We start from the raw sequence: 26,390 nt of genomic DNA on the forward strand, positions 1-26,390 counted from the left end.
CGACAACGAGGGCCGCAGCCCCTCGACAACCTTCATTCCTTCAACCCACAGAGGCAACATGTTCGACATGAACGCATACGATCAGATCAATCCGCCGGCCCGCCTGCTCATGGGTCCCGGGCCCATCAATGCCGACCCCAGAGTGCTCCGCGCCATGAGCGCCCAGCTCATAGGACAATACGACCCCGCCATGACGGGATACATGAACGAAACCATGGCGCTCTACCGCGAAGTGTTCCAGACTTCCAACGAACAGACCTTCCTTGTGGACGGCACCTCCCGTGCAGGCATCGAAGCGCTGCTGGTTTCCTCCATTCGCCCCAAAGACAAGGTGCTCGTCACCGTGGCCGGACGCTTCGGCCTGCTTCTGTGCGAAATAGCCCGTCGATGCGGCGCAGAACTCTATACCGTGGAGCGTCCATGGGGCGAAATCTTCTCCCCCGACGAAGTGGAGGACGCCATACGCAGGGTACGCCCGCGCATTCTGCTCACCGTGCACGGCGACACGTCCACCTGCATGGCCCAGCCTCTTGAGGAAATAGGCGAAATCTGCCGCCGCTACGACGTCCTCTTCTATACGGACGCCACGGCCACGCTGGGCGGCAACACGCTGAAGACGGATGAATGGGGCCTCGATGCCGTTTCCGCCGGCCTGCAGAAATGCCTTGCCGGATCTTCCGGCACGTCCCCCGTCACCATGAGCCCCCGCTTCGTGGAAGTCTGCCGTCGCCGCCGCCTCGTGGAGGAAGGCGTGAGAACCTCCTCGCATCAGTGCGGAGGCGAAGTGCCCATACAGTCAAACTACTTCGACGTATGCATGCTCATGGACTACTGGGGAGAGGAACGACTCAATCATCACACCGAGGCCACCACGGCCCTGTACGGCGCCCGGGAATGCGCGCGCATTTCTGCCAGGAAGGCGTGAACCATGCCGTGGAGAGGCACAGACTGCACGGAAACGCCATGCTTGCCGGCATCACGGCCATGGGACTGCAGCCCTTCGGCGACATGACGCACAAGATGAACAACGTGCTCGGCGTGGAAATTCCCTCCGGCGTGGACGGCGAACAGGTGCGCAGCATGCTGCTTTCCGACTTCGGCATTGAAATAGGCTCATCCTTCGGACCGCTCAAGGGACGCATCTGGCGCATAGGAACCATGGGATACAACGCCCGCAAGGACTGCGTGCTGACGACGCTGGCGGCACTTGAGGCCGTGCTCGTCAGACTTGGACTGCACATTCCCGAAGGCAAGGCCGTACAGGGGGCATGGGACTACTATGACAAGCACCAGTAACAACAATGCGGCGCAGCGCGTCGCCGAAAGACTGACGGAACTTGCCCGCATAAGCAGAACAACGGAAGGAGTCACCAGACTTTATCTGACGCCGGAACACAAGAAGGCCAACGCCCTTGTGGGAAGCTGGATGCAGCAGGCAGGCATGAGCGTGCACGTGGACGCCGCAGGAAACATCCGCGGCCGCATGGAAGGAACCGATCCCTCGCTTCCGGCCATCATGCTCGGCTCTCACCTCGACACCGTGGTCGGAGCCGGAGCATATGACGGAACGCTCGGCGTCGTTGCCGCCATTGAAGCCGTAGCCCGTCTGCACGAACAGGGGCGTCGTCCCCGGCACGCCGTGGAAGTTGCAGGCTTTGCCGACGAGGAAGGCGCGCGCTTCGGCGTCACCTATCTGGGAAGCGCCGCCATTGCCGGTCTCTGGGAAAAGGAGTGGTTCGACGCCGTGGACGCCGACGGCATATCGCTGCGTCAGGCCATGCTGGACTTCGGTCTGGACCCCGATGCCGTGGATGGGGCGCGCATGGCGCCCGAAAGCCTGTGCGGCTATATCGAGCTGCATATCGAGCAAGGCATACTGCTGGAAAAATACGACAGGCAGCTGGGAGCCGTAACGGGCATCAACTGCTCGCGGCGCTTCAACATCCGCATCATCGGCAGAACCGGACACGCAGGCACCATTCCCATGTCCTGCCGCGAGGACCCCATGATGGGCGCAGCCGCCGTCATCAGCTCGCTGGAGCAGATCGCGAAAAAGTACGGCGATTCTCTGTACTGCACCGTGGGCTACATCACCTGCACGCCCAACACGGCCAACTGCATTCCCGGTGAAATCGACCTCAGGCTCGACGTGCGCTCCTGCCGCACGGAGGAACTGAACGAGGCGCTGGCTGCCATGTTTGCCTCTGCCGAAAGCATCTGCCGGGAAAGGCACCTCACTTTCCTGTACGCGCCGTTCTTCGAATCCCTCCTCGCCGAATGCTCTCCAGCCCTCATCAGTCAGGTGTCCGAGGCCGTCACCGCCGTTCAGGGCGACTGCCCCATGCTCTCCAGCGGAGCCGGACACTACGCCGCGGAAATGTCCCGCGTCTGGCCCATGGCCATGATCTTTCTGCGATGCAGAAACGGCGTGTCGCACTGCCCGGAAGAATACGCCTCACCGGAAGACATGGAAGCGGGTGTTCAGGCGCTGATGAACATTCTTGCCCGATACTGACAGGACAGAGGGCACATCGTCATCCCGTCTGCACCTTTCCCCGACATGAAAGAGCCCCGCGGCAAAACGATGAAAAGCCGAGGGGCTCTTTTCCGTCAGAACCTGCCGCATTTTTCCGGACAGGCCACAGAAAATCAAGCCGCGGTCCGACCGGAACATCCGGCATGCCTACTTTGCGGGATATCCCACGGGCTGAATCATGTAGACCTTCCAGCCGTCAGGCAGAGGGAGCTTGCCGTCCAGCCTGTCCGTTTCCTGAGCCTTCATCACATTGGCAAGTCCTGCCGACGCGCAGTACAGCGCCACGTTCTCGTACATGGAGCCGATATGGAACGGCGAGCAGCGGTCGCTTTCCCTGGCCACGTGCAGAAGAACCATGGGCGCACCGTTCCGGTACTGCTTCAGATAATCGCCACGAAGCACCTGCTCAAGAACATTCTGCTGCGCATTGTAGCGGTACACGCCGTCCGGCAGCACGGCATACACGCCAACGAGCTGCCGATTCATGGCCGTTGGTACGGTGAGCCTGCCGTCACTGCGATTCACGCCGCAGGCCGCCCACAGGATGTTGGACACTTCCTGCATGGGCAGAGGACGAGAATCAAATGTGCGCTCCACGTGTCTTTCATTCAGCGTCTCCATAAAGGGCAGTCCGCCCGTTTTCTGCGGGGCGGGAAGCTCCAGCCTGTCTGCCGCAGCATGCGCGGACACGGACAGAACAAGGCAGCCCAGAAAAGAAAGCATGAAATGTCGCAATGCCATGGCGACTCCTTTTGGGGCCGGACGCTGCCGGGTACAATGATGAACATAAAACGCGCCGGTCCGCTCCATGAGTTCTCTTCTTCAAAAGCAGGATAAAGAACTCTTGTTTTCCGGCGCACGCAGAAAACGCTTCCGCACAATTGCGTAACAACTCTCAAGGCCTTTTCACTCCTGTAGCAGAAAAAGACGTCTTCGTCTTCCGACACGTCTCTCCAGGCGAAGAGGCGACCGATCCTTCCGCCCCGGGCCCTCTTCCCTTCATTGACGGGCGCAGGAAGGGAATGATAGTCTGAAAAAAATTTTCGCGTTTTCTCCTCATGCTCCGGGAAAACGTGCGGAGAGCTTACATGCAGCAGAAAGAACTTGTGGAATTCATCGCCAAATCGCTGGTGGACAACCCCGATCAGGTTTCCGTGCGCGAAACCGAAGGGGAACAGGCCTCCACGCTGGAACTTTCCGTGGCCAGAGACGACCTCGGCAAGATCATCGGCAAGCAGGGACGCACGGCGCGGGCCATCCGCACCCTTCTGGGCGCCGTGTCCGCAAAAACCAAGAAACGCGTCGTTCTGGAAATTCTCGAATAATGCCTGCCTCCTCTCTCGTAGTTCTGGGGCGACTCACCAAGCCCCACGGCGTCAAGGGCGACATTCGCGTGGACTACTACGCAGACTCCGCCGAACTTCTGGAAAAGCCGCTCATGCTGCGCGCCGGGCGTTTTGCGCCGCGGCCCGTGCGCATACGCGAATGGCATCTGTGGAAGGATCAGCTCATTCTCAGCATTGAAGGCTGCAACGACCGCTCGGCGGCTGAACGTCTGCGCGGTCAGGAACTGCTCATCGACGCATCCTTCCTGCCCGAGGCCGACGAGGACGAACCCTATCTGCGCGACCTCATCGGGCTTTCCGTGCGCCTTGAAGACGGTACGCCCGTCGGCGAGCTGGAGGACGTGGACTTTCCCGCCGGACAGGAAATGTGGGTCATCCGCGCGCCTGAGGAAGAAGGCGGGTACGAAATTCTCTTCCCCGCCGTGCCCGAATTCGTGCTCGACGTGGATCTTTCCGCCCAAACGGCCACCATCGCCCCGCCGGAAGGTCTGCTCGACCTGTACCGCGAAGGCGCGTCGGCAGAAACGCCCGACGACGGACAGGACGACAGGGACGCGGAAGACGACTCCTCCCGCAAGGCATAACCCGTCATGCGCTACAATCTCGTCACGCTTTTCCCCGAGTGGTTCGACTCGCCCCTTTCCAGCGGTCTCATGGAAAAGGCCCGCGAAGCGGGCATCGTGGAATTTTCCTTTGCCAACCCTCGCGACAAGTCCACGGACCGGCATCATTCCGTGGACGACCGCCCCTACGGCGGAGGCCCGGGCATGGTGCTCATGCTCGACCCGCTCGTGCGCACGCTGCGCGAGCTTGCCCCCTGCAACGGAAGGAAGGGCCGTCTCATCGCCCTTACCCCGGCAGGACGCCCCTTCACGCAGGCCTTTGCCCGGGAACTTGCCAAAGAAGAGGAAATCACGCTTGTCTGCGGCCGCTATGAAGGCTTCGACGCGAGGCTTTTCGATCTTCTGCCCGTGGAGCCCGTATGCGTGGGCGAGGCCGTGCTCAACGGCGGCGAGGCGGCGGCCCTTGCCGTCATCGAAGCCACGGCAAGGCTCCAGCCCGGCTTCATGGGCAAGGACGAGTCCGGCGACGAGGAGAGCTTCAGCAACGGCCTTCTGGAATACCCGCAGTACACGCGGCCCGACGTGTTCGAGGGGCTGCGCGTGCCCGAGGTGCTTGAAGGCGGAAACCATGCGCTCATCGCCGCATGGCGACGCGATCAGTCCGTGCTGGCTACCGCGAAATACCGGCCCGATCTGCTCGATCATGCCGTGCTCACGCATCACGACCGACAGGTGCTGCGCGCCGAATCGAGGTTCCGTCCCGGCAAGAATCTCCATGTAGCTCTGCTCCATCACCCGGTCCGATTAAAAAATCGGAAAACGGGCACAACATCTTTGACAAACCTCGACATTCACGATATAGCACGAATTTCCCGCACCTATGGGATCAGTGGATTCTTCGTGGTCACGCCGCTGGAGGATCAGCGCAGACTCTTGGCAACACTGCTCTCTCATTGGACGGAAGGGCCGGGGCTGTCGTTCAATCCCGACAGAGCCGAGGCCCTTCGACTGGTCAGGCCCGAGGAATCTCTGGAAAGCGCGATTGCGACGTTGACAACCGATCGCGGCCTGCCGCCCCTTGTGGTCGGCACCAGTGCCCAGCCTGTCCTAGATAAAAAACACCGGGAACGCCGGCCGGCGACCACCTTCGATGAGGTGCGGCGCTGTCTTGCGGACAGGCCCGTGCTCCTTCTTCTCGGAACCGGGCATGGCATTGCGCCTGAGGTGTTGGAGCAATGCGACGCCATCCTGCCTCCGCTGCGCTGGATGGACGAGTACAATCATCTTCCCGTACGCGCCGCTGCCGCCATCCTTCTGGACAGGCTCCTCGGCGATCGGGGATAAACACCATTTTCCTCAAGGAGAGTCCCCCTATGGATATCATCAAGCAGATCGAACGCGAACACATGCGCATGGACATCCCGTCCTTCAAGCCCGGCGACACCCTCAAGGTGTATCTGCGCATCGTTGAAGGCGAAAAGGAACGTATCCAGATGTTCCAGGGCAACGTGATCCGCATTCAGCGCGGCACCACCGGCGCCACCTTCACCATCCGCAAGATTTCCGACGGCGTCGGCGTCGAGCGCATCCTTCCCATGCACTCCCCCTTCATCGACCACATCGAAGTGGTGACCGAAGGCCGCGTGCGCCGCTCCCGCCTGTACTACCTGCGCGAGCTGCGCGGCAAGGCTGCCCGCATCAAGCCCCGCAACCGCTACTAAAATTCCGGCCCGGCGCTGCCCGGGCCTGTGTTTTGTGCAGACAAATCCCCTTCCGGCGCTTTCCGGCAGGGGATTTTGTCTATGAGGCCCGTCCCTCCGGACGCACGGCCAGGGCACGAAGACAGGCGCGCGTCGCTCTCTTTCAGGCGAAACGTCCGTTTTCCTCTCCCCGGAAACACGGTGCTCCGCCTTCAGCCCCGTGAATTCTCACTTCCTTTTCAGGTGACTCATGGCCAGATCCCGCAAAAAAGCCGTCGTCATTGAACAGGGCATGCTTTTCAGCGCTCCCGACTCGCAGCAGATGCTTACCGCAGGAACCGACGAAGCCGGACGCGGCTGTCTGGCGGGACCGGTGGTGGCCGGAGCCGTCATTTTTGCCGACGGTTTCGATCTCATGGGCCTCGACGACTCCAAGGTGCTCAAACCCGAGGAACGCGACCGCCTTGCCGGGGAAATACGCTCGCTTGCCGTAGGCTGGGGCATAGGCCTCGCCTGGATGAACGAAATTTCGCGCATCAACATTCTTCAGGCCTCGCTCATGGCCATGACGCGCGCCGTGGCCGCCATGCGCGTGCGCATGGGAGCAAAGGAAAAAAGCGTGCCCGCGCGTCTGCTCATCGACGGCACGCAGATCATTCCCCCGCTCTATTTCCGCCAGTTCGGCATTCCCCTGCCCGAACAGGAGGCCGTGGTGGACGGCGACGCCAAGGTTCCTGCCATATCCGCGGCGTCCGTGCTGGCCAAGACCTTCCGCGACGAACTCATGACAAGACTCGACGCCCGCTGGCCGGAATACGGCTTTGCCCGGCACAAGGGCTACGGCACGAAGGAGCACAGGGAAGCGCTCAGAAAATACGGACCGTGCCCTCTGCACCGTCTCGACTTTCGCGGGGTTCTGCCGCCCAGGGTGCAGGAGCAGGGCTGGCTGTGCTGAACGTGCTCAGACCACGAAAAAAAGACGCCTCTTCCGAGCAGCCTTCTCTTGAGGGCGCGCGAACCGGAGCGGAAGGGGAAGAGGCGGCAGCCGCCATGCTGAAGGGCCTTGGCTGGCGCATTCTGGCCCGCAACTGGCGCAGCGGTCATCTCGAGCTCGACATTGTGGCCGAAGACGGTGCAACTCTTGTGTTCGTGGAAGTAAAAACCCGCGCAAAAGGCGGGATGCAGCGCCCCTTCGAGGCTCTCACCGCCGTCAAGAAGGAAAGGCTCGTGCGCGCCGCACAGGCATGGATGGCCGCTCACGACGCCTGGGGCGTCCCCTGCCGCTTCGACCTTGCCTGCGTGGAGCGTTCGACAGGAACCTACCAAACGGAGCTGATACGAAATGTCATCGAATACGCAGATCACGGAACCCGGCACGCTGTGGGTGGTGGGAACTCCTCTTGGCAACCCTGGTGATCTTTCTCCCCGTGCCCGTGCCTGTCTGGAAGAAGCGGACCTCGTTCTGGCCGAAGACACCAAGCGAGAAGGTCTTGCCTGCGCCCGCTGGGGCGTCACCGTGCGCCGCTTCATGAGCTATCACGACCACAACGAAAAGGAAAAGGCCGACGCCGTGCTGGCGATGCTGCGCGAGGGAAAGAACATCGCGCTCATTTCCGACGCCGGCATGCCCGTCATGGCCGATCCCGGCTATGTGGTCATCCGCGCCTGCCGCGAGGCGGGACTTCCCGTTTCCGTCATTCCCGGCCCCTGCGCTCCGGTCACCGCCCTTGCAGGCTCCGGCATTCCTCCCCAGCCCTTCGTCTTCTTCGGCTTCCTGCCTCGCAAGCGCTCAGATCAGGAAAACACGCTCGCCCCCTACGCCGCCATTTCCGCCACTCTGGTCTTCTTCGAACGCAAGGACCGGCTTGAGGAAACCCTCAAAAACGCCCTGGCCCTTCTCGGCCCGCGCGACGTGTGCATAGCCCGCGAGCTCACCAAGACGCATGAGGAATACCTGCGCTTCCGTCTCGAGAGCATGCCCGATCTTTCCGGCATTCTCGGCGAGGTCACCGTCGTGATCGGCCCGCCGGAACAGTCCGCCCGCAGCAGCCGCGACGAGATTCTCGCGCTCATCGAGGAGGAACGCCCTCTGGGCGGCGCTCCCCGCGCCGTAGCCCGCCGCGTGCAGTCGCGCGCCCGGGGATGGACCACGGGCGAAGTATACGCCCTCATTTCCGGCATGAAGGACTGAGAACCGCAAAAGCCGTCGTCCATCCCGCGTGCGGAATTTTCTCCGCTCCTTGCAGGACGACGGCTTGTATGGTACTCAGCCAGTGAATTCTTTGGGAAAAATGCTCTGCCTTCATTCCGTCCTCTTCTTCATGCAGAGCACCTCTTTTCCCCATCCTTGTTCTCAGGAGCATCCCCATGGCCGACACGCCGCGCATAGACAACCGCAAAGCCCGTCAGTACTACGAATTTCTTGAATTTTTTGAAGCGGGCATCGTACTTACCGGGCCGGAGGTCAAAAGCATCCGCGCCGGTCAGGTCAGCTTCGGCGACAGCTTCGTCGAATGCCGCGAGGGAGAAGCCTTCGTCGTGGGCATGCGCATAGCGCCCTACGATCGCGGAGGCTACGTTCTTCAGGATCCCGACCGGGACAAGAAGCTTCTGCTCCATCACCGCGAGATTCACCTGCTCACCACGCGCATCGAGCAGAAAGGCCTCACCGTGGTGCCCACGAAACTGTATTTCAAGCACGGCAAGGTCAAGGTGGAAATAGCCCTCGCGCGCGGCCGCAAGCTGCACGACCAGAGAGAGGAGCTCAAGAGACGCGCCGAGTCCCGCGACATGGAACGGGAGCTTGCGCACCGCTAAGGCTCGTGCGGACACGACGCACGGCGCTGAAACCATGCCTTTCACAAAACACAGAAGGCGGCGTTCCCTGCGAACGCCGCCTTCTTCGTCATTCCGTCGCCCTTGATATAAGGCGAAGGCCTGCGGCAGGACTTGTCTCCCGCGCCGGGCCTTCGCCTCTCAGGGGGGTGATTCGGGCCGATCTTCTGCGGGCATACCACGGCGTGCCGCCCCTGACGCGGCACGCCTCATTGTTTGCCCTGCCGCACTAGCCCTTCATGAGCGCAGGCAGAATGGTGGAGAGCGGAGGGAAGGCTATGATGACGAGCAGACATACCAGAAGCGCCAGCACAAAGGGAATGGCCGCCCGGTACATGGTTCCCAGAGAAACGGAAGCCACTTCCTTCATCACGAAAAGGCTGATGCCGAACGGAGGCGTGATGGACGCCATGTTGTCGAGAATGACGATGATGACGCCGAACCAGATGAGATCCCAGCCGAACACCTTGGCGATGGGCACGAAAATGGGCACGCAGATGAGAAGCAGCGGCATGGAGGGAAGAAAGCAGCCGAGAATCAGGAACACCATGACGATGGCGAACATGACCGCCATGCCGGGCAGATCCATGCCGGCAATGGTGTTGGCCAGCACCATGGGAATTCTGGTCATGGCCATGAAGTAGCTGAGCACGATGGCTCCGCACAGCACGGTAAAGCACATGGAAATGTACTTTGCGGAGTCCTTGAGGGTACTTATGAAATCCCTGACGCTGAGGCGGCGCAGAAGAAGCGCAAGAATGAGAGTGCCGCACGCGCCTATGCCGCCGCCTTCGGTGGCGGTGAACACGCCGCCGTAAATGCCGCCTATGACAAGAATGAAAATGAGCATGATGGGCAGGCCGGACTTCAGGGAAACGATTCTCTCGGCCATGGGCGCACGCGGCAGACGCGGCGCAAGGGAGGGATTTTTGACCACCATCAGCCACACGGCCAGCATGAAGCAGACCATGCACACGAGACCGGGAATGATGCCGGCGATGAAAAGATCGCCGATGGACTGCTGCGCCAGCACGCCATAAATGATGAACGTGGTGCTCGGAGGAATGAGACAGCCTATGGTGCCGGAACAGGCCAGCGTGCCCACGGCCAGAGCGTCGTCATACCTGTTCTTGCGCATTTCCGGCAGGGCAATGGCCGCCATGGCTATGCTGCCGGAAAGCACGTCGCCCACCACCGCGCCGAACAGGGCGCAGGCCACTACGCTGCCCATGGCAAGCCCGCCGCGCATATGCCCCATCCACTTGCGGGCGCAGTTGTAGATGTCTTCGCCGAACCTGGCGTAGAAGCACAGGTATCCCATAAGCATGAAGAACATGAGCGGAGCCCAGGAATAGCTGCCCGCCGTGCTGTAAAGCGCCTTGCCCGTCGTTCCGAACGACGCCGGAATGCCCTTGAGCTGAGCGATGAAGATGAGCCCCGTGGCAATAAGGGCAAAGGCCACCGGAACGCCGAGGAAAAAGAGAATGAACAGCAGCGTGAGACCGGCTACGCCGACTTTGATGGAGGACAGACCGGGAACCCTGTGCGTGGCGACGTACCACATGAAAAGAACGCCCGCCACGGCCGCGACAAGGGCCAGCAGGGTCTTTCCCGCGCCGTTCAGACGCACGGCGGCGGCCATGCTTTCAAAAAACTGGGCAAGCAGGGCTATCGCCAGCAGACAGAAACCGAAGCTTGCGAAATAAATGAACGGTTCCAGCGAGATACGAAGAACCAGCGTAACAGACGACGTCTTCATGCCGTAGCGGAACGTGGTCCACGCACAAAACAGCACGATGACCACGGACCACAGCCCCGTCATAACCTCGAGAAGAGCCCTGAAAGGCTCTTTAAGACGTGAAGTGAGGATGTCCATGGTGACATGGCTTTTCTGCCACTGCGTAACCGCTATGGAAGAAAAGACGACAATTACCATGAGCAGTTCCGTAAGTTCCGTGGTTCCCGGAATGGAGCTGCCGAACATATACCTCAAAAATACGTCGGCAAACGTAAGCAGAACCATGAGCATGAAAATGCCCATGCCCGCCGCGCTGAGAAAAGACGACGGCTTTTCCGTCAGTCTCAGCATTCTTGCGATTCCGTCCAGCATGTCGGGGAGTCCGGCTCCCTGTGCAGAACCGGTGGTGCGGGGATTCTCCATATCTCTTTCCTTTGTCGAGGCCGTCCGGCCTCACGTCATGCAAACATACCCTGACGGCGTCCGCATCGCTCATGAGAGAGGCCATGCGGACGCCTCAACTTTTCCCGAAGCTTACTTTCCGGAACTCGTTTTAAAAATCTCCATGGAGTGACTGTCCTTCCACGGCTTGGCATAGGTGGACTGAAGCTCATGAATCCTGGCTACCATGTCCTTGCCGGGATATCCCGCCTTGTCCAGAATTTCCGCCCACTCCTCGGCAACGGGAGCAATGCGTCTGTCTATTTCCGCATACTCCTCGTCGGTGAGCACATGGAGCTTGCCGCCCATCTGTTCCATCCAGGTGTCGAGGCTCTGATAGGGAAGCGTATTCCAGAACTGCGAGAAGGTCTGGCGACCGTACTCGCCGGACACGCTGTCGATCACGGCCTTCAGATCATCGGGCAGGTTGTCGTACACGTCCTGATTCATCATCACGCAGAACACGAAGCAGGTGGTCTGCACGGCGGTGACATGCTTGATGACGTCGCCGAGCCTGCGGGAAACGAGCAGATCGTAGTCCACGGTGGCGGCATCGATCACACCCTGCTGAAGGCTGGTGAACACATCGGCCATGGGCACGCTGACCACGGAAGCGCCGAGAGCGCTGACCTTCTGCGCCACCTGATAGTCGCCGAGCACATTGATCTTCTTGCCCTTGAATCCGTCAAGCGTGGTGATGGGTTCATTGCTGCCTATGAGCATGCCCACGGTCTGCGCATGGGTAAAGAGCACCTTCACGCCGTCGAATTCCTTTTTCACTTCAGGAAAGGCATCCTGAACGGCAAGCACGAAGGAGGTGGGATCTTCCATGGAAACACCGGGGCTCACCGTCGTGAACACACGTTCATGGAACGGGAACTGGCCCACGGCCACGTCGAAGCTGAACTCCGCCATATCCGCCACGCCGGTCTTGACGGATTCAAAGGCGTCGGCTTCCTTGCTCAGGGCCTCGGCAAAGTAGGGTTCCACCTTGATGCGTCCGTTGCTGCGTTTTTCCAGCTCTTCAACCCAAGGCTTGAGCGCATAGTTCCAGCGGTTATGGATGGGAGGAATGGGCAGGTTGAGACTCAGCACGTATTCGGCGTCGGCCGCATTCGCGCTGCCGGGGACGGACAGACCGGTCAGACAGAGCACCATGCTCAAAAGAACAAGGGACAGCTTTCTCATGGGGTTCTCCTCGTGCGTACGTCCCGTCCGGAATGGACGGGACAAAGTCATCATAAAAAGGTGTGCAGCGGGAATTTGAAGGATATGCAGGCGCCGGGACAGGCCAGACGGCAGCAGCCGCAATGCCAGCACTCATCAGGATAGGCTACCTGCGGCGAACCCTCTCCGGCCTTGAGAATAAGTCCGGGGCAGCTTGCCACGCACTCGCCGCACTCCTGGCAGTGACCACAGTGCAGGCAGCGTCTGGCTTCTTCCACGGCATCTTCCGCAGCAAAGCCCTTGTCGAGTTCTTCGAAGGCCAGCCAGGTTTCGCGGGCCGTATGCAGTTCCGTATGCCTGCGCGGACTCTTCGCATGATAGGTGATATTGACTATTTCATCAAAGGCCACCTCATGCTGAACAGCTTTATGTTCCAAGTATTTCAGCACGATGCTGCCTTCTTCATCAAGCCACGCATCAACGGCGCGTCCCGCCTCCACGCCAGTGAGAAAGGCGTGAATGTCGAAGGCCGCCGTGCGCCCCTCGGCCACGGCCGTGGACACCAGAGAAGGACCGCTGGCACATTCGCCGGCCGCAAACAGCCCGGGAATCGACGAAGCGCTGCACGAAGTCTTCACGCAGCCGCGGGGCGTTCTTTCCACCTCTGCCGCTGCGCTGCCGTCCAGCATGGAAAGATCGACCATGAGGCCGCTTGCGCAGATGACCACGTCCGCTTCCACGCGAAGCTTGCCGCCGGGAACGAACTCGGCATGCAGAGTCCCGGACTCGTCAAAGGAAAACGAGGAAACGGCATCCGCAGTTACGGCGCACACGCGCCCGTTCTCCACCTCGATGGAGGCGGCCAGATGACCGGTGTGAAGAGTGACGGACTCCTCGTCGGCCTGCTCGATTTCAGCGCGGGGTACGCGCATATGCTCACGGTCTTCCAGGCAGATCAGACAGGTTTCCGCCGCGCCGAGCCTGCGGGCTGTAAAAGCGCTGTCGAAAGCCACGCCGCCGCCGCCGAGAATGACCACCTTCCGGCCTTCAAGGCTTTTGCGGCTCAGGTTGGCGTCCTTCAGAAACGACACGGCGGGAAGCGCGTGTTCAATGCCGGGAATGCTCAGCATGCGGCCTTTACGGTTGCCCACCGCAAGCAGACAGGCGTCGTAGCGGGACATGATCTCATCGAGACTGATGTCGCGCCCCACTTCCGTATTGGTGAGAATGCGCACGCCGAGGTCAAGAATCATGCCCACTTCGTGATCCACCACGTCCTTGGGCAGACGAAAGTCGGGAATGGACTGGCGCGGCACGCCGCCCGCTACGGGCGAGGCCTCGAACACCGTGACCTCATGGCCGAGCAGCGCGGAAAAATAGGCGCAGGCCAGGCCGGCGGGACCGGAACCTATGACGGCAATCTTTTTGCCGCTGGCAGGCAGAACCTTCAATCTGCGCACGTCGGCAGCACCTGCGTCCGCCGCGTATCGTTCCAACGAGCGAAGGGAAAGCGCTTCGTCGTACAGCGCGCGGTTGCACGCGCCCTCGCACGGATGCGGGCATACTCTGCCCGTCACGCCGGGGAAGGGGTTGCCTGCGCGAAGAACATACAGCGCGCGGGCGGGATCGCCCTCGGCAATGGCCCGTTCCATCTTCTGAATGGGATTGCCGAGAGGGCACTTGTTCTCACAGGGGGATGTCCGTCCCTGACCGGAACGTCCGTCATTGCGGACATAGACCACATTGGTTTCTTTACTGAAAACAGGAGGCATCTCCAGCTCCTTGAAAAATGATGTCGAAAAAGGACGCGTCCGCGTCGCGGACTCTCACCGCACGGCCGCTCCGCTTCGTTAGCGGACGACGGGCCTGCGCCATTCACAGAAGGGAGCGCCGTCCTTTTGGAAGACGACAAGCAGCTTGTCGTCATAGGAATGATCTTCTTCGGGATAGTCGGTGCGCTTGTAGACGAATCTGGTCTCCTTGCGCTCAAGAGTGGCCATAGTGGTCAGAAGACAGGTGCGCAGAAGGTGGAAGGACTCATGGGCCCGCATGAGCTCATGCAGATTGGCGGCCATGACTTCGTTCATGCGGCTTTCAATGTAGGCCAGCTTGTCCAGAGCTATGCTCATGCCCTTGCCGCTGCGCACATAACCCATGTAGTAGTTCATGACCTGCCGTATGGCGGCCTCGAACTTTTCCTGACGTATGCCGTCCTCCGTATGAAGAGGCAGGAAAACGCGTTCCTTCTCCCGGAGCATTTCATTCTCGTCCACATCCGCAAGAGCGTATTGGGAACAGGCTTCCACGGCATGCGTTCCGGCAATATAGCCGCTGCATATGGATCCCGAGAAATCGTGGAACATGCTTCCGCCGAAAAGTCCCTTCACGGTGCGCGACTCGAAGTTGTCCTTCAGGTACATGATGCCGTTGATGTAAATTTCGGAAAGCTCCACTTCCATGGGCTTTTTGCTGAAATCAATGCCGGCCTGCTCGCAGTAGTCGTTCCAGGTTTCCTTGTCACCGGGCATGCTGTCGTACTGAAGATGATGCAGAATGTCCTTGTCGATATGCGTAAGGTCGAGCACGAAGGGCGGGCCGTTGCCCTCGGACTGCTCCTGCGCCGTTCCGCGCACAAGAAGGCAGCGGGGGCCGACTTCCATCATGGGATGGTACTTGGCCATGTAGCGCTCACCGAGAGCGTTGATGGCCTTCGCGCCGCTGGAGGTGATGCCGTTCATGCCGGGGCAACCCCAGCCCTTGGGAAGCAAGGTGCCTTCCTGCTCGGTGTCCAGCGTGATGATTTCCGCACCGGCCTCGTAGCCCAGGGCTATCTGGCTGCCGGTGATGAAGGGTGAAAAGGCGATGTTGAACGGATTGAGGGATGAGTTGACCGTCACGCGTCCGGTAAGGCGGCCAAGTGCCAGCACCACGGAGCGGGCACGAATCACATGAAAAGTTCCGTCAAGAACATGGAAGCCCGCCGCACCGACCACGCGGCCTTCACTCACAAAAAGCTTCGTGCACTGAAAATATTCCAGCGTGTCCACGCCCTTGGAACGAATGAGTCCGCCGAGGCGGCGCTTGATGTACTTGCCGTTGTTGATATGGGTCCACCAGCTTCCGGGCTGACCGAAACCGGTCGTGCGGTAGAAGCTGCCGTCGGGATTATGAAGAAATTCAATGCCCAGAGACTTGAGCATTTCTATCATGCGGGGCATGACCTCGAGCCACTGCTTCACCTGAGCCGGCGTGTAGCCCGTCATGGGCGTGCAGTAAAAATCTATGGCCGTGGCCTCGTCGTCACCAGGAGCTCCGGTATTCAGCACCGCCATAAAATGGTCGTTGCCGCCTCCGAGCGAACCGCAGCTTTCCAGCTTGCCCTTGTCCGCCAGGAGCACACGAACGCCCTTGCCGCTCGCCGCAAGCGCCGCGCCGCAGCCGGACGCGCCTGCGCCGAGAACAAGAACATCAGTCTCGTGCGTGATAACCGCCATCTCTCCAGAATCGTGCATGAAAAACCTCCTTTCAGCTTTTCTGCTTTAATTCTGTTATGCATGGGCAAGGAGAAACGGAGTAGTGCATTTGCGTCATTTTTGCACTTTTTTTCACTTTAACTGAGAAACATGAGGCCGTTTTCCGGACCGTGGACTGAAACATGCTGAAAACAAAGGAAGAACCAGCATCCACGTATCTAAAAAAAACGGGCCGTTCCCAAGTCTGGAAGCGGCCCTCTGTATGAGGTTAAGAAGTATTTATAATATTTCCGTAAGTTCTCTCAAACGCTGAGGATCGAGAATCTCCAGCTCATGCCTGGTGAACCGGCCTACCACCTTCATTGTTCGCAGACGGCACAAGATGCGCGTCAGCGTCGTGCGATGCATGCCCAGAAGAAGCGCCAGCTCCTGCTGTGTCATGCCCGGCGCAAACACCGCCCTGCCCCCGTGTCTCTCGGAAAGCTCGCGAATGACACGGCAGACCTGCGCCACGGAATTGGTGAGCGAGGTTTCGGCCAGCCGCTGAGAGTGTATGACCATATGCACGCACAGAGAGTGTACGAGATTGATCATCAGATCGGGATGAGCAGCGGCAAAGCCCTCATCCGACAGAAGCGCGGCGTCGAACAGCGCGACCTCGGCATCCTGCGTGCAGGTAACCAGCGTATTGTCCTCGTCTCCCACAATGACGGAGGGAACATTCATGAGCGTTTCCGGCCCGGCATACAGAATGGTGCGTTCCTCTCCGCTGCGACTCACGTACGAAAGACGAATTCTGCCGGAAACGACATAGTAGAAGCATGGTCTGCCGTCACGTCGTGAAAGCCCCGTGCGGATGTCCACGCTCTGCCCCTTGCGAATGACTTTCTGCTCCGCAAGATGCAGCACCTTCTTCCAGGGCGCGTTGAGTCTTCCCACCGTAGAGCCTTTCATCAGTACGGCATGGGAACCTCCCGCACGTTGTGACGCTGCCATTCTTCCCCCCTTTTCGTCTGTTCCCACGTTCTGGAACGCCAAAGTGCGCCCGGCACGGCTGCCGAAAACGTCCGCCCCGCTCTCCGCTTCCTTCCTCCGGCAAGGAGGCTGCGGACCTTCGCCTTTCAGAAAGACTCCGGCCACAACATCTTCTGCAGCAGGACGTGTCCCGGCAATCTTCCGTTCGTTCACGCTTCAACCTGACGAACCGAAAGCCGGAAGCGAACCTTCTATCGGGCCAGGTGATAAATATTCACGATATCTTCAACCCCGAGCGGACGAACCACGCCTACAGGGCCGCCTATTCCCCGCCAGCACTTTTCCGCCATCTCGCGTATCTGCTCTTCCGTAGGAGCAACGCCGAGCTCGGAAAGAGACGTGGGCATATGGATGGCCCGAAAGAAATTTTCCATGGCCTCAATGCCCTTTTCCGCCATTTCTTCATGCGTGCCCGCGCCGCTCACGCCCATGACCTTATGCGCAAAGCGGGCAAAGCGCGCGGCGTCGGCCTTGTACACGTATCTCGCCCAGCTTCCCCACACGGCGGCAAGTCCCGCGCCGTGAGAAACGTCGAAAAGTCCGCTCAGCTCATGCTCTATTTTGTGGGAAGCCCAGTCTCCGCCGTCCGTGCCGCAGCCGGTGAGCCCGTTGTGCGACAGCGCAGCCGCCCACATGACTTCAGCCCGCGCCTCGTAGCAGGAGGGATCGTCGCGAAGAACAAGCGCGTTCTTCATCACGGTCTTGAGCAGAGCCTCGGCAATGCCGTCGGTAAGCTCCATGCCGCCCTCGTGATAAAAATACCGCTCCATGGTGTGCATGAGAATGTCCACGCAGCCGCTCGCCGTCTGCCAGGCAGGCAGCGTAAGCGTGAGCTCAGGATTCATCACGGCAAACTTCGGACGGGAAAGCTCGTTGCTGTAGCCCCGCTTTATCCATCCTTCCTCACGGGTAATCACGCAGGAAGAGCTCATCTCGCTGCCTGCGGCGGCAATGGTGAGCACCACGCCCACGGGAACACAGGCGGAAGCCTTGCGCTTTTTCTCGAAGAAGTCCCACACCTCCCCTTCGCTCGCGAGTCCGTAGCCTATGGCCTTGGCGGAGTCAATGACGCTTCCGCCGCCCACGGCCAGAATAAAGTCCACACCTTCCTTTCTGCCGAGCTCAATGCCTTCATGAATTTTTGACAGACGGGGATTCGGCACCACGCCGCCGAGCTCAACGAAGTCCACGCCTTCCCTGTGCAGGGAATCCCTCACTCGGGAAAGAAGTCCGGAACGTTCCGCGCTGCATCCCCCGTAATGCAGCAGCACCCGGTGTCCGCCGCATTCTCTGACAAGCCTGCCGGTTTCCTCTTCCACGCCTCTGCCGAACACGACCTTTGTCGGCGTATTGAATACAAAGTTCTTCACGATGCTCTCCTTTCGCTCTGATGCGGACATTTCGTCCCGACGGCTTTCCCGAAGCCCGGAAACAGGACGCCCCGAAAATTCCCGCACGGATACCTGACGGACGTGAACACTTCCATCTTTCCGGGCGTCCCGAAAAACAGGAATCCGACAGGCAAGAGGCTGAGCAGCGCGCCTTCTGCCCTTCCGACCCCGGACGTCCCCGGCCATATCCCTGAGCTGCCTTCGACCGCGTATACGCCGCCCCGAATCCGGAGCCGTTACAAACGGATTACCCGCCGTTCGCCCGGCTCTCTTCAGGCAGAAAAACAAAAAAGAGGGCCGTCAAGGAGCACGACCCTCTTCTCTTGTAACCGTCGGAAAACATCTTACCTGCGCGCCTTCGGAAGGCACGGTCAATCAGGCAAGATCCATGATCTTCTTGCGATCATCCCCGGGAAGAATGCCTCGCTTGCTCTCACGAACGAAATGGATGAATCCCATGATTTCCGGAAGATGACCGTATTCCGCCTCGAGCTGCATGAGCGCATCGGGACGGGGAATGCCGGAATACCACGTCATGCGGTAGGCCTGCTTGAACGCCGAAAGAAGCTCCATGGAGGCCTTGGCACGGCGCAGTCCCACAATGTTGGGGGACTGAATGGTCGCCCGGTTGCCCACGGCCAGCATCCACGGGGGAAGATCCTGCGCAAGCCCGGACATGCCGCCCACAAAGGCATGAGTGCCAACGCGGACGAACTGATGCACGGCGGAAAGACCGCCTATGATGGCGTTGTCATCCACAAAGCAGTGCCCGGCAAGCGTGGCATTGTTGGACATGACCACGTTGTTCATCACCGTGCAGTCATGCGCCACGTGCACATAGGCCATGAGCAGATTGTTGTCCCCTACTCGGGTGATGCCGCCGCCCGACTCCGTGCCGCGGTGCAGCGTGGTGAATTCGCGGATGTTGTTCCTGTTGCCGATGATGAGCTGACTTTTTTCGCCGTGGAATTTCAGATCCTGCGGTTCCCCGCCCACGGCGGCATAGGAGTAGACGTGGTTGTCTTCCCCCATGGTAGTGTAACGCTTGACGGAGGCAAAGGCGTCGATACGGGTTCTCGCGCCGATGACCACGTCATCTTCAATCACGGCACAGGGACCGATGACGACGTCATCGCCTATCTGAGCCGAAGGAGAGACAAACGCTGTCGGATGGATCTGAGGTGCTGCCATGTCAGAACGACTCCCTGGGAAGAACGGATGCGGTAAGTCTGGCTTCGGCAACCACGTTGCCGTCCACATACGCCTTGGTATCCATCTTCCAGAGCTGCATTCTGTGCGTCAGATTGGTGCATTCCATGACCAGCTTGTCACCGGGGCGGACGGGCGAGCGGAAGCGCGCCTTTTCTATGCCGGTGAAAAGATAGATCTGATCGGGATGCTCCTTGAATTCGGGGAAGCTGTGCGCCACGAGAATGACGCCCGTCTGCGCCATGGCTTCGATGATGAGCACGCCGGGCATGACCGGAACGCCGGGGAAATGCCCCTGAAAGAAGGATTCGTTGAACGTGAGATTCTTATACGCGCGGATGTGATCTCCGGGCACCAGCTCGTCCACGCGATCCACAAGAAGGAAGGGATAGCGATGGGGCAGAATGCTCAGGATCTCCTTGATGCCGAGGGAAATGGACTCGCTCATGGTGTTATTGCCTTTTAACGGTTTATAGTGACGGCTTAAGCCGTGCAGCCCCGCGAGATACGTACGAAGCAGCACAGGCTCCTCCCGGCGGCATGCCCGCCGCCGGGGCCGAATCAACGATGATGCATCATGGACATCCAGCGATTCCACATGGCCACAAGAGAGCGGTCGGTCTTGTCGCTGGCCATGGGCTTGTGGCCCATTTCCTTTTCCAGCCTGGCCACGCGCTTGAACAGCTCGGGGAGCTTCGGCATGAGCGTGGCGTTGCGCAGATAGGTATTATAGTCCATGGTGGGTGAGCCGCCGACGACCTGCCCTTCGGAAATATCCTTGGCAACGCCGGCCTGAGGCCCGATGGTGGAATTGCTGCCGATGTGCAGATGTCCGGAAATACCGGCCTGCCCGGCCATGGTCACGTTGTCGCCCACGTGCGTGGATCCGGAAATGCCCACCTGCGAAACGATGAGGCAATCCTTGCCGATGTGCACGTTATGGCCCACCATGACCAGATTGTCGATGCACGTTCCGTCGCCGATCAGCGTGGCGCTCAGGGCCGCGCGGTCCACCGTGGCGTTCGCCCCGATTTCCACGTGGTCGCCGAGTTCCACGTGACCGATCTGCGGAACCTTTCTGATGCCTTCCGCCGTACGCACGAAACCGAAGCCCTCGCCGCCGATGACGGCGCCGGGCTGAAGCACGCAGGCCGCTCCGAGCTTCGTTCCCGCCATGAGCACGACGCGGGGGTACAGAATGCTGTTTTCCCCGAGCTCACAATCCTCTCCGATGTAGCACCCGGGAAAAATGACACTGCCCCTGCCTATTTTCGTGCGCGGGCCGATATAGCAGAAGGGATAAACGGTGCAATCCTCGCCAAGCTCGGCCTCGGGATGAATGCAGGCCATATGGCTTATGCCCGTAAAGCTGCCCTGAGGCTTGACAAAAAGAGTCAGCGCCTGCGCGAACATGGGATAGGGATTGTCCGTCACGAGCGCACGGGCAACGTCGTTCTCGTGTTCGGGCCGAACGATGACGGCTCCGGCTCTGGTGGTGGACAGCTGTGAAACGTACTTGGGGTTGGCGAGAAAGCTCAGTTCCGTGGGACCGGCTTCCTCCAGCGTGTTGATCCCGGTAATGACGATGTCGTCTTCCGGGTCCTTCAAAGACAGTTTCACACCGAGCTTGTCCGCAATTTCGGAAAGCTTGAACGAAGGATTGGGCATTCCTTGCTCCTTTGTTACTTCACGGAGCTGAGATTGAACTTGCCGCCTTTGGACTTCCAGACCTTGTTGACTTCTTCAATCAGGCCGCTCGTCACGTCGTTGGCCTGAACGTAGAACATGACCACGGACGCGTCGATGATCATGTCATAGCCGTTCTTCTTGGCATAGTTTTCGCAGGCCGTGCGCATGACGTCGTTCATCTGAGAGTTGATGGCCTGCTGCACGCGGGAAAGACGCTGCGTATAGGCGGTACCCTTGGTTTCCAGCTCCTGGGCCTGCTTCTGAATCTTCTGCGCGCGTTCGTTGCGGGCCTTTTCCGAAAGGGCGGCAGCCTGCTTGCGCAGATCCTCAGCCTGCTTGCTGAGTTCTTCATTCTGCTTTTCAAGCTGCTGGCGCTCCTTGCCGAACATGGAAGTCAGCTGCTTTTCAGCCTCCTTGCCGGGATCGCTCTGGGCGGAAAGACGCAGGGGGTTGGCCACGCCTATCTTGCCGGCAGCCTGAGCCTGGGACGGAAGAACCACGGCGGAGCAGAAAAAGGCCACAACCAGCGCAATGACAGTGCGACGAAGCATAATTAAACTCCTTAATAAGGAAAAAGTAGCATAAGCAATGTGCCGAAACAAGCGGCACAGGCAACGGTTCAGAGTATCCTTGAGGGCACGAAGGCGTCAAGAATGATTTAAGCGTACAGGCGGACGAGTTTTTCCAGGGCGAGCCGCGCGCTTTCCGCCGGCGTGACGCCGGAAGCTTCCACGCTCAGCGTGGCATAGCGCCGGTACAGCGCCTCACGTTCCCGGAAAAGATCTTCAATGGTCTGTCCGGGCGCGATGGCCAGCCCTCTGTCGGGATTGCGGGCAATGCGCTCAAGCACGACCTTCATGGGCACGTCAAGATAGACGACGGGGCCGAGCGAGGCCAGATGTTCCATGGTGGAAGGCCGGTACACGACACTGCCTCCGGTAGCGATCACCGTCCGGCACAGACGGAGGGCGCCTACGATCTCAGCCTCGACTTCGATGAACTCATCCTTGCTCAGGGCATCTGCCACGCTCTGCAGAGGCGCGGCAAAAACGGCCTCGATGACATGGTCCGAGTCCACGAAGGCCCAGCCCAGCGCCCGGGCCACAAGGCGCCCCACTGTAGTTTTGCCCGCACCCGCCATGCCTATGAAGGTGATGCAGCCATTTTCGGGAATGGATGGCAGAGACTCGATGTTCTTCTGCTCGGATGAGAGTTCCGTCATAGATGTCCTTCCGGGCGAAAGCCGTTTTTTCGCGCAACGTCGCGCAGTTTACCATCTGGCTATACGCCGCGCGCGGAAGGATTGCAAATGCAATCCTTCCGCGCGCATAAGCCGGCAGGCATCGTTCAACTCACCTGCAGGATCATTCTTTCTTTTCCGTGGAGGACACAAGCACCCCTATAAGCGCGAGTCCCACGCAGGCGACCTGCGGAACGTTGAGTTTTTCGCCGAGGATCAGCCAGGCGAAAACAAGCGTGAACACGGGAATGAGATTGCCGAACAGCGAAACAATGCCCGCTTCCAGATGCTTGAGCGAAAGATTGAGCAGAAGATAGGCCGTGATGCCGACACCGATGCCCATATACAAAAGTCCGCCGAGCGCCGGAAGCGTGACACTCTGAGGCATGGGAGCCGAAAGAAGGAACGGAAAGAACACCACCGCTCCGCCGATGGCCTGAACCGCCGAAATGCTCAGGAAGGAGTAGCGACGGGCAATAAAGCGCGCACACACGGCATAGCCCGTGGAGGAAAGCACCGCGCCGAACATGAGCAGATTGCCGAGCAGAGGGTTGGAGGCTCTGGCATCGCCTTCCGCAAAATACGAGGAGCCCGCCACGCCGAGCACCGCAAGCACAATGGCGATTACGGTGCGCCTCGTCAGCTTTTCCTTCAGAAAAAGCCAGGCCGCCACGGCCGTGCAGAGGGGAAAGCATGCCGCAATGACGCCGCCCTGCGACGCCGTGGTGTACTTCATGGAAAACGTTTCACACAGGAAAAACAGGCAGGGCTCGAACATGACCAGCATGACGAGATACTTCCAGTCGCCCTTCTGATAGGGCATATGCCGCCACTTCGGAAAAAGAGCCAGATAAAACAGCGCGGCAAAGGCCACTCTGGCAAAAACAACGTGCAGCACGGCAAAGGACTCGAACGCATACTTCATGGCTATCATGCCGCCGCCCCACAAGGCATAGCAGACCACAAGCAGCATCATGACCATTCTTGGCGAAAACATCATGGCGAACCTCCCGGTAGAACTTCCGCCAGCATACGAAGTTCCCGGAACATTTCTGACGCAGATGCAACATTTTTCCCATTTTGTTCCTTTGCTGCGACATTTTCTCCAAAGGGCCGGAGCCCAGCCCTCCCCCCGTCGGCCGCTTCCTCCTTCTGAAAAACAAAGAGACTCGTCCCGGCTTCTCCTGTCTCTGCCTGCAGAAGTCCGGACGCGCATCCCGTCAGCTCGCCCGGAACATGCCGTCTCTCCCCCGCAAAAGACCGAAAAAAACGGAGCCGTCTCACGAGAAAGACGGCTCCGGCAAAAAAAGAGCCCGCCGAAAAACGACGGGCTCCCATACTGCGAGAATCGGAAGATTAACGCTTGGAGTACTGGTAACGGGCGCGGGCAGCAGCCAGACCGTACTTCTTACGTTCCTTCTTACGGGCATCGCGGGTCAGCAGGCCGGCATGCTTCAGGGTGCCGCGCAGAGCGGGATCGGCCTGGAGCAGCGCACGGGAAATGCCGAGGCGAACAGCTTCGGCCTGACCGGAAATGCCGCCGCCGCACACGTTGACCTTGATGTCATACTGTTCGGCGAGCTTGGTGAGGGCAAGAGGCTGCAGGACGATCATCTGCAGGGTCTTGCGGGGGAAATACTGATCCATGGGACGGCCGTTGATTTCAATCTGGCCGGAACCGGGATAGAGACGGGTACGGGCAATAGCGGTCTTGCGGCGGCCGGTGCCATAATCAAAAGTGGTGGACATGGCTGGACTCCTACTTCTCAAAGGTCAGCGGCTTGGGGGCCTGAGCGGCGTGAGGATGTTCGGCGCCGGCATAGATCTTCAGTTTCTTCAGCATGGCGCGACCGAGGCGGTTCTTGGGCAGCATGCCGCGAACGGCCTTGCGGAGCACTTCTTCAGGCTTGGAGGCAAGCAGCTTTTCGAGGCTGATTTCCTTGAGGCCGCCAACCCAGCCGGAATGGCTGTAGTAGAGCTTGTCGTGCATCTTGGTGCCGGTCACGCGAATCTTTTCGCAGTTGACCACAACGATGAAGTCGCCGTTGTCCATATGAGGAGCAAATTCAGGCTTGTGCTTGCCACGCAGACGATGAGCGATCTGAGCGGCGAGACGGCCAAGGATCTGATCTTCGGCGTCAACCAGATACCACTGACGGTCGATGTCGGCCGGGGTCGGGCTGAAAGTTTTCATGAAAATATCTCCTGTCCCGCACGGGGCGGAACCGCATGGGTGTGCCAATGAAAAGGCGTAGTCACAAAAAGGCTTCCCACCAGGGAAGCACATTCCTCGTTACAGTCGTTCCTTTCCCAAGGGAAACCGGACACGTTCCCCCCGCAACGGGGAGCCGGAGAAGCGCGCCTTGGGAGCGGCTACCAGACCGCCGTTCCCTTGCCAGAACGTTTGAAACAAGGTATCTGCCATAAAACGAAAGTTTAAGCAAGTGAGGAATGGCCATGCGGAGCATAAGAAAAAGCCTTCTCCAGTTCATTTTCTCCGGAGCCAGCATGCGGCGCTGGAACGACAAGCTCCGCCCCGTGGAACTTTTCGAGCTCGACAAGCAGGCCCACAAGATGATCGTGGCCTTTCTGCTCTGGCAGCAGAACACCGCGGGCATGACCGTCGAAGAGAAACGCCGCATCGGCATCGACATCATCGAAGGCGGGCTTTTCGACTATTTCTACCGTCTCATCATCACCGACATCAAGCCTCCGGTCTTCTACCGCATCAAGTCCAACCGGGAGCATTATCAGGAACTCACGGCATGGGCTCTCGGGGAACTCGAGCCCCGCATACGTCCGCTCGACGAAGCGCTCTGGCAGCGGCTCGTCTCCTACCACACACGCCCGGCTGAAGAAGCGGACACGCTTGCCGACCGCATACTGAGCGCGGCCCATATGTACGCGTCGCGCTGGGAATTCTGCCTCATTGAGCCGCTCAACGGTTTTGATGAGGAAATCAAGGAAATAGGTCCCTCCTTCAACAGACGTCTTCTGGCGCTCAAGGATGTGGAGGGCGTGAACGAGCTGCTTGCAGGCTCCGGTACGGCGCTTGCCCGCATGGCCAACCTCTGCGGCCAGCTTCGCTTCCAGATACGCTGGGCTCAGACCCCGCGCGTACCCGCCACGTCGGTACTCGGGCATATGTTCATCGTAGCCGTGTACTCCTACCTGTTCAGTCTCTATCTCGACGGCTGCCCGCAGCGCCGCATCAACGACTTCTACTGCGGCCTGTTCCACGACCTTGCGGAGCTGCTTACCCGCGACATCATCACGCCCGTCAAGCGTTCCGTGGCCCAGCTTCCGGAGATCATCCATCAATATGAAGACGAAGAACTGCACAGCCGTATTCTCGACCCTCTGGAACAGGAAGGCTACGGCCTCATCAGAGAGCGCCTCGACTATTATCTCGGTCTGTCCACCCGGTCGGAATTCAACGACACCTGCCGCGTCGACGACCGCATTCTGAAGCTCGACGGCTTTGCCGCGCTCAACGAGGAATACAACTCCGACGACTTCGACCCCAAGGACGGTCAGCTCATCAAGGCCTGCGATACTCTTGCTGCCTTCATCGAAGCCTACAGTTCCATTCACAACGGCATAGGCTCGCCTCACCTCTATGAGGCCATGGCCCGCATGCGGCGCGAGGCGGGAAGCATACGGCTCGGCTCCTTCAGCATGGCACCTCTGCTGGCAGACTTCGACTGACCCGCTCTCGCAGGCGGGAGCGACGTCGGCCGCTTTCCTGTCCATGCGTCCGCCTCAGGTGAAAAGAACCGGAAATTTGCCCTCTCTCACCTCTTTACGAGCGGCTTTTTTATGCGTATTTAATGCCTGTTCCGCCCGCAGCGGCGGATACCGGACTTTCTGACCTTGTCAAAAAGGAACCGAACCTCAACGGGGGCGCATTGGTTTCGACGGGGATGCTGGAAGCCATGGTTGCAGGTCGAGGCGCCGCTGGCCTCGTAAAAAGCGGCAACAAAGTAATTGCCAACAACGATTACGAATACGCCTACGCTGCGTAAGC

Annotated in this window: 27 protein-coding genes and 1 other RNA gene; 13 read left to right on the plus strand and 15 right to left on the minus strand. The window is 59.6% G+C overall.

Going from position 1 to position 26,390, the window contains the following annotated elements:
- The first annotated feature begins 58 nt into the window (after positions 1 to 58).
- Genes Q0J81_RS01230 through Q0J81_RS01240 form a run of 3 tightly spaced genes read left to right on the plus strand, consistent with a single transcriptional unit; the run spans position 59 to position 2,515 of the window.
- The gene (locus tag Q0J81_RS01230; protein ID WP_294445579.1) at positions 59 to 925 is read left to right on the plus strand and encodes an aminotransferase class V-fold PLP-dependent enzyme; all 867 of its coding nucleotides are present in this window, start codon (positions 59 to 61) and stop codon (positions 923 to 925) included.
- The gene (locus Q0J81_RS01235; protein ID WP_294445581.1) at positions 895 to 1,296 is read left to right on the plus strand and encodes a hypothetical protein; all 402 of its coding nucleotides are present in this window, start codon (positions 895 to 897) and stop codon (positions 1,294 to 1,296) included. Before Q0J81_RS01230 ends, Q0J81_RS01235 begins: the two co-directional genes overlap by 31 nt.
- The gene (locus Q0J81_RS01240; RefSeq protein ID WP_294445582.1) at positions 1,280 to 2,515 is read left to right on the plus strand and encodes a Zn-dependent hydrolase; all 1,236 of its coding nucleotides are present in this window, start codon (positions 1,280 to 1,282) and stop codon (positions 2,513 to 2,515) included. The genes Q0J81_RS01235 and Q0J81_RS01240 overlap by 17 nt, the downstream gene beginning before the upstream one ends.
- A gap of 168 nt (positions 2,516 to 2,683) precedes the next feature.
- On the opposite strand, the gene Q0J81_RS01245 is transcribed toward Q0J81_RS01240, so the two are convergent.
- Entirely contained in the window at positions 2,684 to 3,277 is a 594-nt protein-coding gene (locus Q0J81_RS01245) for a nitroreductase family protein (protein ID WP_294445583.1), read from the minus strand.
- A gap of 347 nt (positions 3,278 to 3,624) precedes the next feature.
- On the opposite strand from Q0J81_RS01245, the gene Q0J81_RS01250 reads away from it, so the two are divergent.
- The 8 genes from Q0J81_RS01250 to smpB all read left to right on the plus strand — a co-directional run bounded on the left by Q0J81_RS01250 (position 3,625) and on the right by smpB (position 8,962).
- A complete protein-coding gene (locus tag Q0J81_RS01250) occupies positions 3,625 to 3,861 on the plus strand; it encodes a KH domain-containing protein (RefSeq protein ID WP_294445584.1) in 237 nt (78 codons plus the stop codon).
- Positions 3,861 to 4,466, plus strand: coding sequence for a ribosome maturation factor RimM (rimM, locus tag Q0J81_RS01255; RefSeq protein WP_294445585.1), 606 nt, complete (start codon positions 3,861 to 3,863; stop codon positions 4,464 to 4,466). The genes Q0J81_RS01250 and rimM overlap by 1 nt, the downstream gene beginning before the upstream one ends.
- 6 nt (positions 4,467 to 4,472) lie before the next feature.
- Positions 4,473 to 5,789 (plus strand): tRNA (guanosine(37)-N1)-methyltransferase TrmD, encoded by a 1,317-nt coding sequence (gene trmD / locus Q0J81_RS01260; protein ID WP_294445586.1) that lies wholly within the window; start codon positions 4,473 to 4,475, stop codon positions 5,787 to 5,789.
- A 29-nt stretch (positions 5,790 to 5,818) separates the two neighbouring features.
- Positions 5,819 to 6,166, plus strand: coding sequence for a 50S ribosomal protein L19 (rplS, locus tag Q0J81_RS01265; protein WP_294445587.1), 348 nt, complete (start codon positions 5,819 to 5,821; stop codon positions 6,164 to 6,166).
- Between the two features lie 271 nt (positions 6,167 to 6,437).
- Positions 6,438 to 7,100: a ribonuclease HII gene (locus Q0J81_RS01270; protein ID WP_294445612.1), complete on the plus strand. Its 663-nt coding sequence runs from the start codon at positions 6,438 to 6,440 to the stop codon at positions 7,098 to 7,100.
- Positions 7,094 to 7,561, plus strand: a complete 468-nt coding sequence (locus Q0J81_RS01275) for a YraN family protein (RefSeq protein WP_294445589.1) — start codon at positions 7,094 to 7,096, stop codon at positions 7,559 to 7,561. Before Q0J81_RS01270 ends, Q0J81_RS01275 begins: the two co-directional genes overlap by 7 nt.
- Positions 7,488 to 8,336, plus strand: coding sequence for a 16S rRNA (cytidine(1402)-2'-O)-methyltransferase (gene rsmI / locus Q0J81_RS01280; RefSeq protein ID WP_294445590.1), 849 nt, complete (start codon positions 7,488 to 7,490; stop codon positions 8,334 to 8,336). Before Q0J81_RS01275 ends, rsmI begins: the two co-directional genes overlap by 74 nt.
- A gap of 176 nt (positions 8,337 to 8,512) precedes the next feature.
- Positions 8,513 to 8,962: an SsrA-binding protein SmpB gene (smpB, locus tag Q0J81_RS01285; RefSeq protein ID WP_294445591.1), complete on the plus strand. Its 450-nt coding sequence runs from the start codon at positions 8,513 to 8,515 to the stop codon at positions 8,960 to 8,962.
- 247 nt (positions 8,963 to 9,209) lie between these two features.
- Here smpB and Q0J81_RS01290 read toward each other — a convergent pair whose 3' ends face one another.
- The 14 genes from Q0J81_RS01290 to rplM all read right to left on the minus strand — a co-directional run bounded on the left by Q0J81_RS01290 (position 9,210) and on the right by rplM (position 24,557).
- A complete protein-coding gene (locus tag Q0J81_RS01290) occupies positions 9,210 to 11,141 on the minus strand; it encodes a TRAP transporter large permease subunit (protein WP_294445592.1) in 1,932 nt (643 codons plus the stop codon).
- 111 nt (positions 11,142 to 11,252) lie between these two features.
- Entirely contained in the window at positions 11,253 to 12,347 is a 1,095-nt protein-coding gene (locus Q0J81_RS01295) for a TRAP transporter substrate-binding protein (RefSeq protein WP_294445593.1), read from the minus strand.
- Between the two features lie 50 nt (positions 12,348 to 12,397).
- Entirely contained in the window at positions 12,398 to 14,098 is a 1,701-nt protein-coding gene (locus Q0J81_RS01300; protein WP_294445594.1) for an FAD-dependent oxidoreductase, read from the minus strand.
- Positions 14,099 to 14,176: 78 nt separating this feature from the next.
- On the minus strand, positions 14,177 to 15,838 hold the full coding sequence (locus tag Q0J81_RS01305; RefSeq protein WP_294445595.1) for an FAD-binding protein: 1,662 nt from the start codon (positions 15,836 to 15,838) through the stop codon (positions 14,177 to 14,179).
- 240 nt (positions 15,839 to 16,078) lie between these two features.
- Positions 16,079 to 16,795 (minus strand): Crp/Fnr family transcriptional regulator, encoded by a 717-nt coding sequence (locus Q0J81_RS01310; protein WP_294445596.1) that lies wholly within the window; start codon positions 16,793 to 16,795, stop codon positions 16,079 to 16,081.
- 230 nt (positions 16,796 to 17,025) lie between these two features.
- Positions 17,026 to 18,204 (minus strand): iron-containing alcohol dehydrogenase, encoded by a 1,179-nt coding sequence (locus Q0J81_RS01315; protein ID WP_294445597.1) that lies wholly within the window; start codon positions 18,202 to 18,204, stop codon positions 17,026 to 17,028.
- Positions 18,205 to 18,600: 396 nt separating this feature from the next.
- Positions 18,601 to 19,416: an acyl-ACP--UDP-N-acetylglucosamine O-acyltransferase gene (lpxA, locus tag Q0J81_RS01320; protein WP_294445598.1), complete on the minus strand. Its 816-nt coding sequence runs from the start codon at positions 19,414 to 19,416 to the stop codon at positions 18,601 to 18,603.
- A 1-nt stretch (position 19,417) separates the two neighbouring features.
- The gene (gene fabZ, locus Q0J81_RS01325) at positions 19,418 to 19,882 is read right to left on the minus strand and encodes a 3-hydroxyacyl-ACP dehydratase FabZ (protein ID WP_294445599.1); all 465 of its coding nucleotides are present in this window, start codon (positions 19,880 to 19,882) and stop codon (positions 19,418 to 19,420) included.
- A 113-nt stretch (positions 19,883 to 19,995) separates the two neighbouring features.
- On the minus strand, positions 19,996 to 21,102 hold the full coding sequence (gene lpxD, locus Q0J81_RS01330; protein ID WP_294445601.1) for a UDP-3-O-(3-hydroxymyristoyl)glucosamine N-acyltransferase: 1,107 nt from the start codon (positions 21,100 to 21,102) through the stop codon (positions 19,996 to 19,998).
- Between the two features lie 14 nt (positions 21,103 to 21,116).
- On the minus strand, positions 21,117 to 21,674 hold the full coding sequence (locus Q0J81_RS01335; protein ID WP_294445602.1) for an OmpH family outer membrane protein: 558 nt from the start codon (positions 21,672 to 21,674) through the stop codon (positions 21,117 to 21,119).
- Positions 21,675 to 21,781: 107 nt separating this feature from the next.
- Entirely contained in the window at positions 21,782 to 22,345 is a 564-nt protein-coding gene (gene thrB, locus Q0J81_RS01340) for a homoserine kinase (RefSeq protein WP_294445603.1), read from the minus strand.
- A gap of 142 nt (positions 22,346 to 22,487) precedes the next feature.
- On the minus strand, positions 22,488 to 23,363 hold the full coding sequence (locus Q0J81_RS01345) for a DMT family transporter (protein WP_294445604.1): 876 nt from the start codon (positions 23,361 to 23,363) through the stop codon (positions 22,488 to 22,490).
- A gap of 356 nt (positions 23,364 to 23,719) precedes the next feature.
- A complete protein-coding gene (rpsI, locus tag Q0J81_RS01350; RefSeq protein ID WP_294445605.1) occupies positions 23,720 to 24,112 on the minus strand; it encodes a 30S ribosomal protein S9 in 393 nt (130 codons plus the stop codon).
- A gap of 10 nt (positions 24,113 to 24,122) precedes the next feature.
- A complete protein-coding gene (gene rplM, locus Q0J81_RS01355) occupies positions 24,123 to 24,557 on the minus strand; it encodes a 50S ribosomal protein L13 (protein WP_294445606.1) in 435 nt (144 codons plus the stop codon).
- Positions 24,558 to 24,820: 263 nt separating this feature from the next.
- Between rplM and Q0J81_RS01360 the strand changes: the two genes are divergently transcribed.
- On the plus strand, positions 24,821 to 26,071 hold the full coding sequence (locus Q0J81_RS01360; RefSeq protein WP_294445608.1) for an HD domain-containing protein: 1,251 nt from the start codon (positions 24,821 to 24,823) through the stop codon (positions 26,069 to 26,071).
- Positions 26,072 to 26,262: 191 nt separating this feature from the next.
- Positions 26,263 to 26,390, plus strand: a transfer-messenger RNA (tmRNA) gene (gene ssrA / locus Q0J81_RS01365); the annotation flags it as partial.

The organism is uncultured Mailhella sp., assembly GCF_944324575.1.
In the GTDB taxonomy this organism is placed as follows: Bacteria; Desulfobacterota; Desulfovibrionia; order Desulfovibrionales; family Desulfovibrionaceae; genus Mailhella.

Coding starts and splice junctions, on each gene's coding strand:
- Q0J81_RS01230 (WP_294445579.1), top strand. CDS start 59: ATGTTCGACATGAACGCATACGATCAGATCAATCCGCCGGCCCGCCTG.
- Q0J81_RS01235 (WP_294445581.1), top strand. CDS start 895: ATGCGCGCGCATTTCTGCCAGGAAGGCGTGAACCATGCCGTGGAGAGG.
- Q0J81_RS01240 (WP_294445582.1), top strand. CDS start 1,280: ATGACAAGCACCAGTAACAACAATGCGGCGCAGCGCGTCGCCGAAAGA.
- Q0J81_RS01245 (WP_294445583.1), bottom strand. CDS start 3,277: ATGGCATTGCGACATTTCATGCTTTCTTTTCTGGGCTGCCTTGTTCTG.
- Q0J81_RS01250 (WP_294445584.1), top strand. CDS start 3,625: ATGCAGCAGAAAGAACTTGTGGAATTCATCGCCAAATCGCTGGTGGAC.
- rimM (WP_294445585.1), top strand. CDS start 3,861: ATGCCTGCCTCCTCTCTCGTAGTTCTGGGGCGACTCACCAAGCCCCAC.
- trmD (WP_294445586.1), top strand. CDS start 4,473: ATGCGCTACAATCTCGTCACGCTTTTCCCCGAGTGGTTCGACTCGCCC.
- rplS (WP_294445587.1), top strand. CDS start 5,819: ATGGATATCATCAAGCAGATCGAACGCGAACACATGCGCATGGACATC.
- Q0J81_RS01270 (WP_294445612.1), top strand. CDS start 6,438: ATGCTTTTCAGCGCTCCCGACTCGCAGCAGATGCTTACCGCAGGAACC.
- rsmI (WP_294445590.1), top strand. CDS start 7,488: ATGTCATCGAATACGCAGATCACGGAACCCGGCACGCTGTGGGTGGTG.
- smpB (WP_294445591.1), top strand. CDS start 8,513: ATGGCCGACACGCCGCGCATAGACAACCGCAAAGCCCGTCAGTACTAC.
- Q0J81_RS01290 (WP_294445592.1), bottom strand. CDS start 11,141: ATGGAGAATCCCCGCACCACCGGTTCTGCACAGGGAGCCGGACTCCCC.
- Q0J81_RS01295 (WP_294445593.1), bottom strand. CDS start 12,347: ATGAGAAAGCTGTCCCTTGTTCTTTTGAGCATGGTGCTCTGTCTGACC.
- Q0J81_RS01300 (WP_294445594.1), bottom strand. CDS start 14,098: ATGCCTCCTGTTTTCAGTAAAGAAACCAATGTGGTCTATGTCCGCAAT.
- Q0J81_RS01305 (WP_294445595.1), bottom strand. CDS start 15,838: ATGCACGATTCTGGAGAGATGGCGGTTATCACGCACGAGACTGATGTT.
- Q0J81_RS01310 (WP_294445596.1), bottom strand. CDS start 16,795: ATGGCAGCGTCACAACGTGCGGGAGGTTCCCATGCCGTACTGATGAAA.
- lpxA (WP_294445598.1), bottom strand. CDS start 19,416: ATGGCAGCACCTCAGATCCATCCGACAGCGTTTGTCTCTCCTTCGGCT.
- fabZ (WP_294445599.1), bottom strand. CDS start 19,882: ATGAGCGAGTCCATTTCCCTCGGCATCAAGGAGATCCTGAGCATTCTG.
- lpxD (WP_294445601.1), bottom strand. CDS start 21,102: ATGCCCAATCCTTCGTTCAAGCTTTCCGAAATTGCGGACAAGCTCGGT.
- Q0J81_RS01335 (WP_294445602.1), bottom strand. CDS start 21,674: ATGCTTCGTCGCACTGTCATTGCGCTGGTTGTGGCCTTTTTCTGCTCC.
- thrB (WP_294445603.1), bottom strand. CDS start 22,345: ATGACGGAACTCTCATCCGAGCAGAAGAACATCGAGTCTCTGCCATCC.
- Q0J81_RS01345 (WP_294445604.1), bottom strand. CDS start 23,363: ATGATGTTTTCGCCAAGAATGGTCATGATGCTGCTTGTGGTCTGCTAT.
- rpsI (WP_294445605.1), bottom strand. CDS start 24,112: ATGTCCACCACTTTTGATTATGGCACCGGCCGCCGCAAGACCGCTATT.
- rplM (WP_294445606.1), bottom strand. CDS start 24,557: ATGAAAACTTTCAGCCCGACCCCGGCCGACATCGACCGTCAGTGGTAT.
- Q0J81_RS01360 (WP_294445608.1), top strand. CDS start 24,821: ATGCGGAGCATAAGAAAAAGCCTTCTCCAGTTCATTTTCTCCGGAGCC.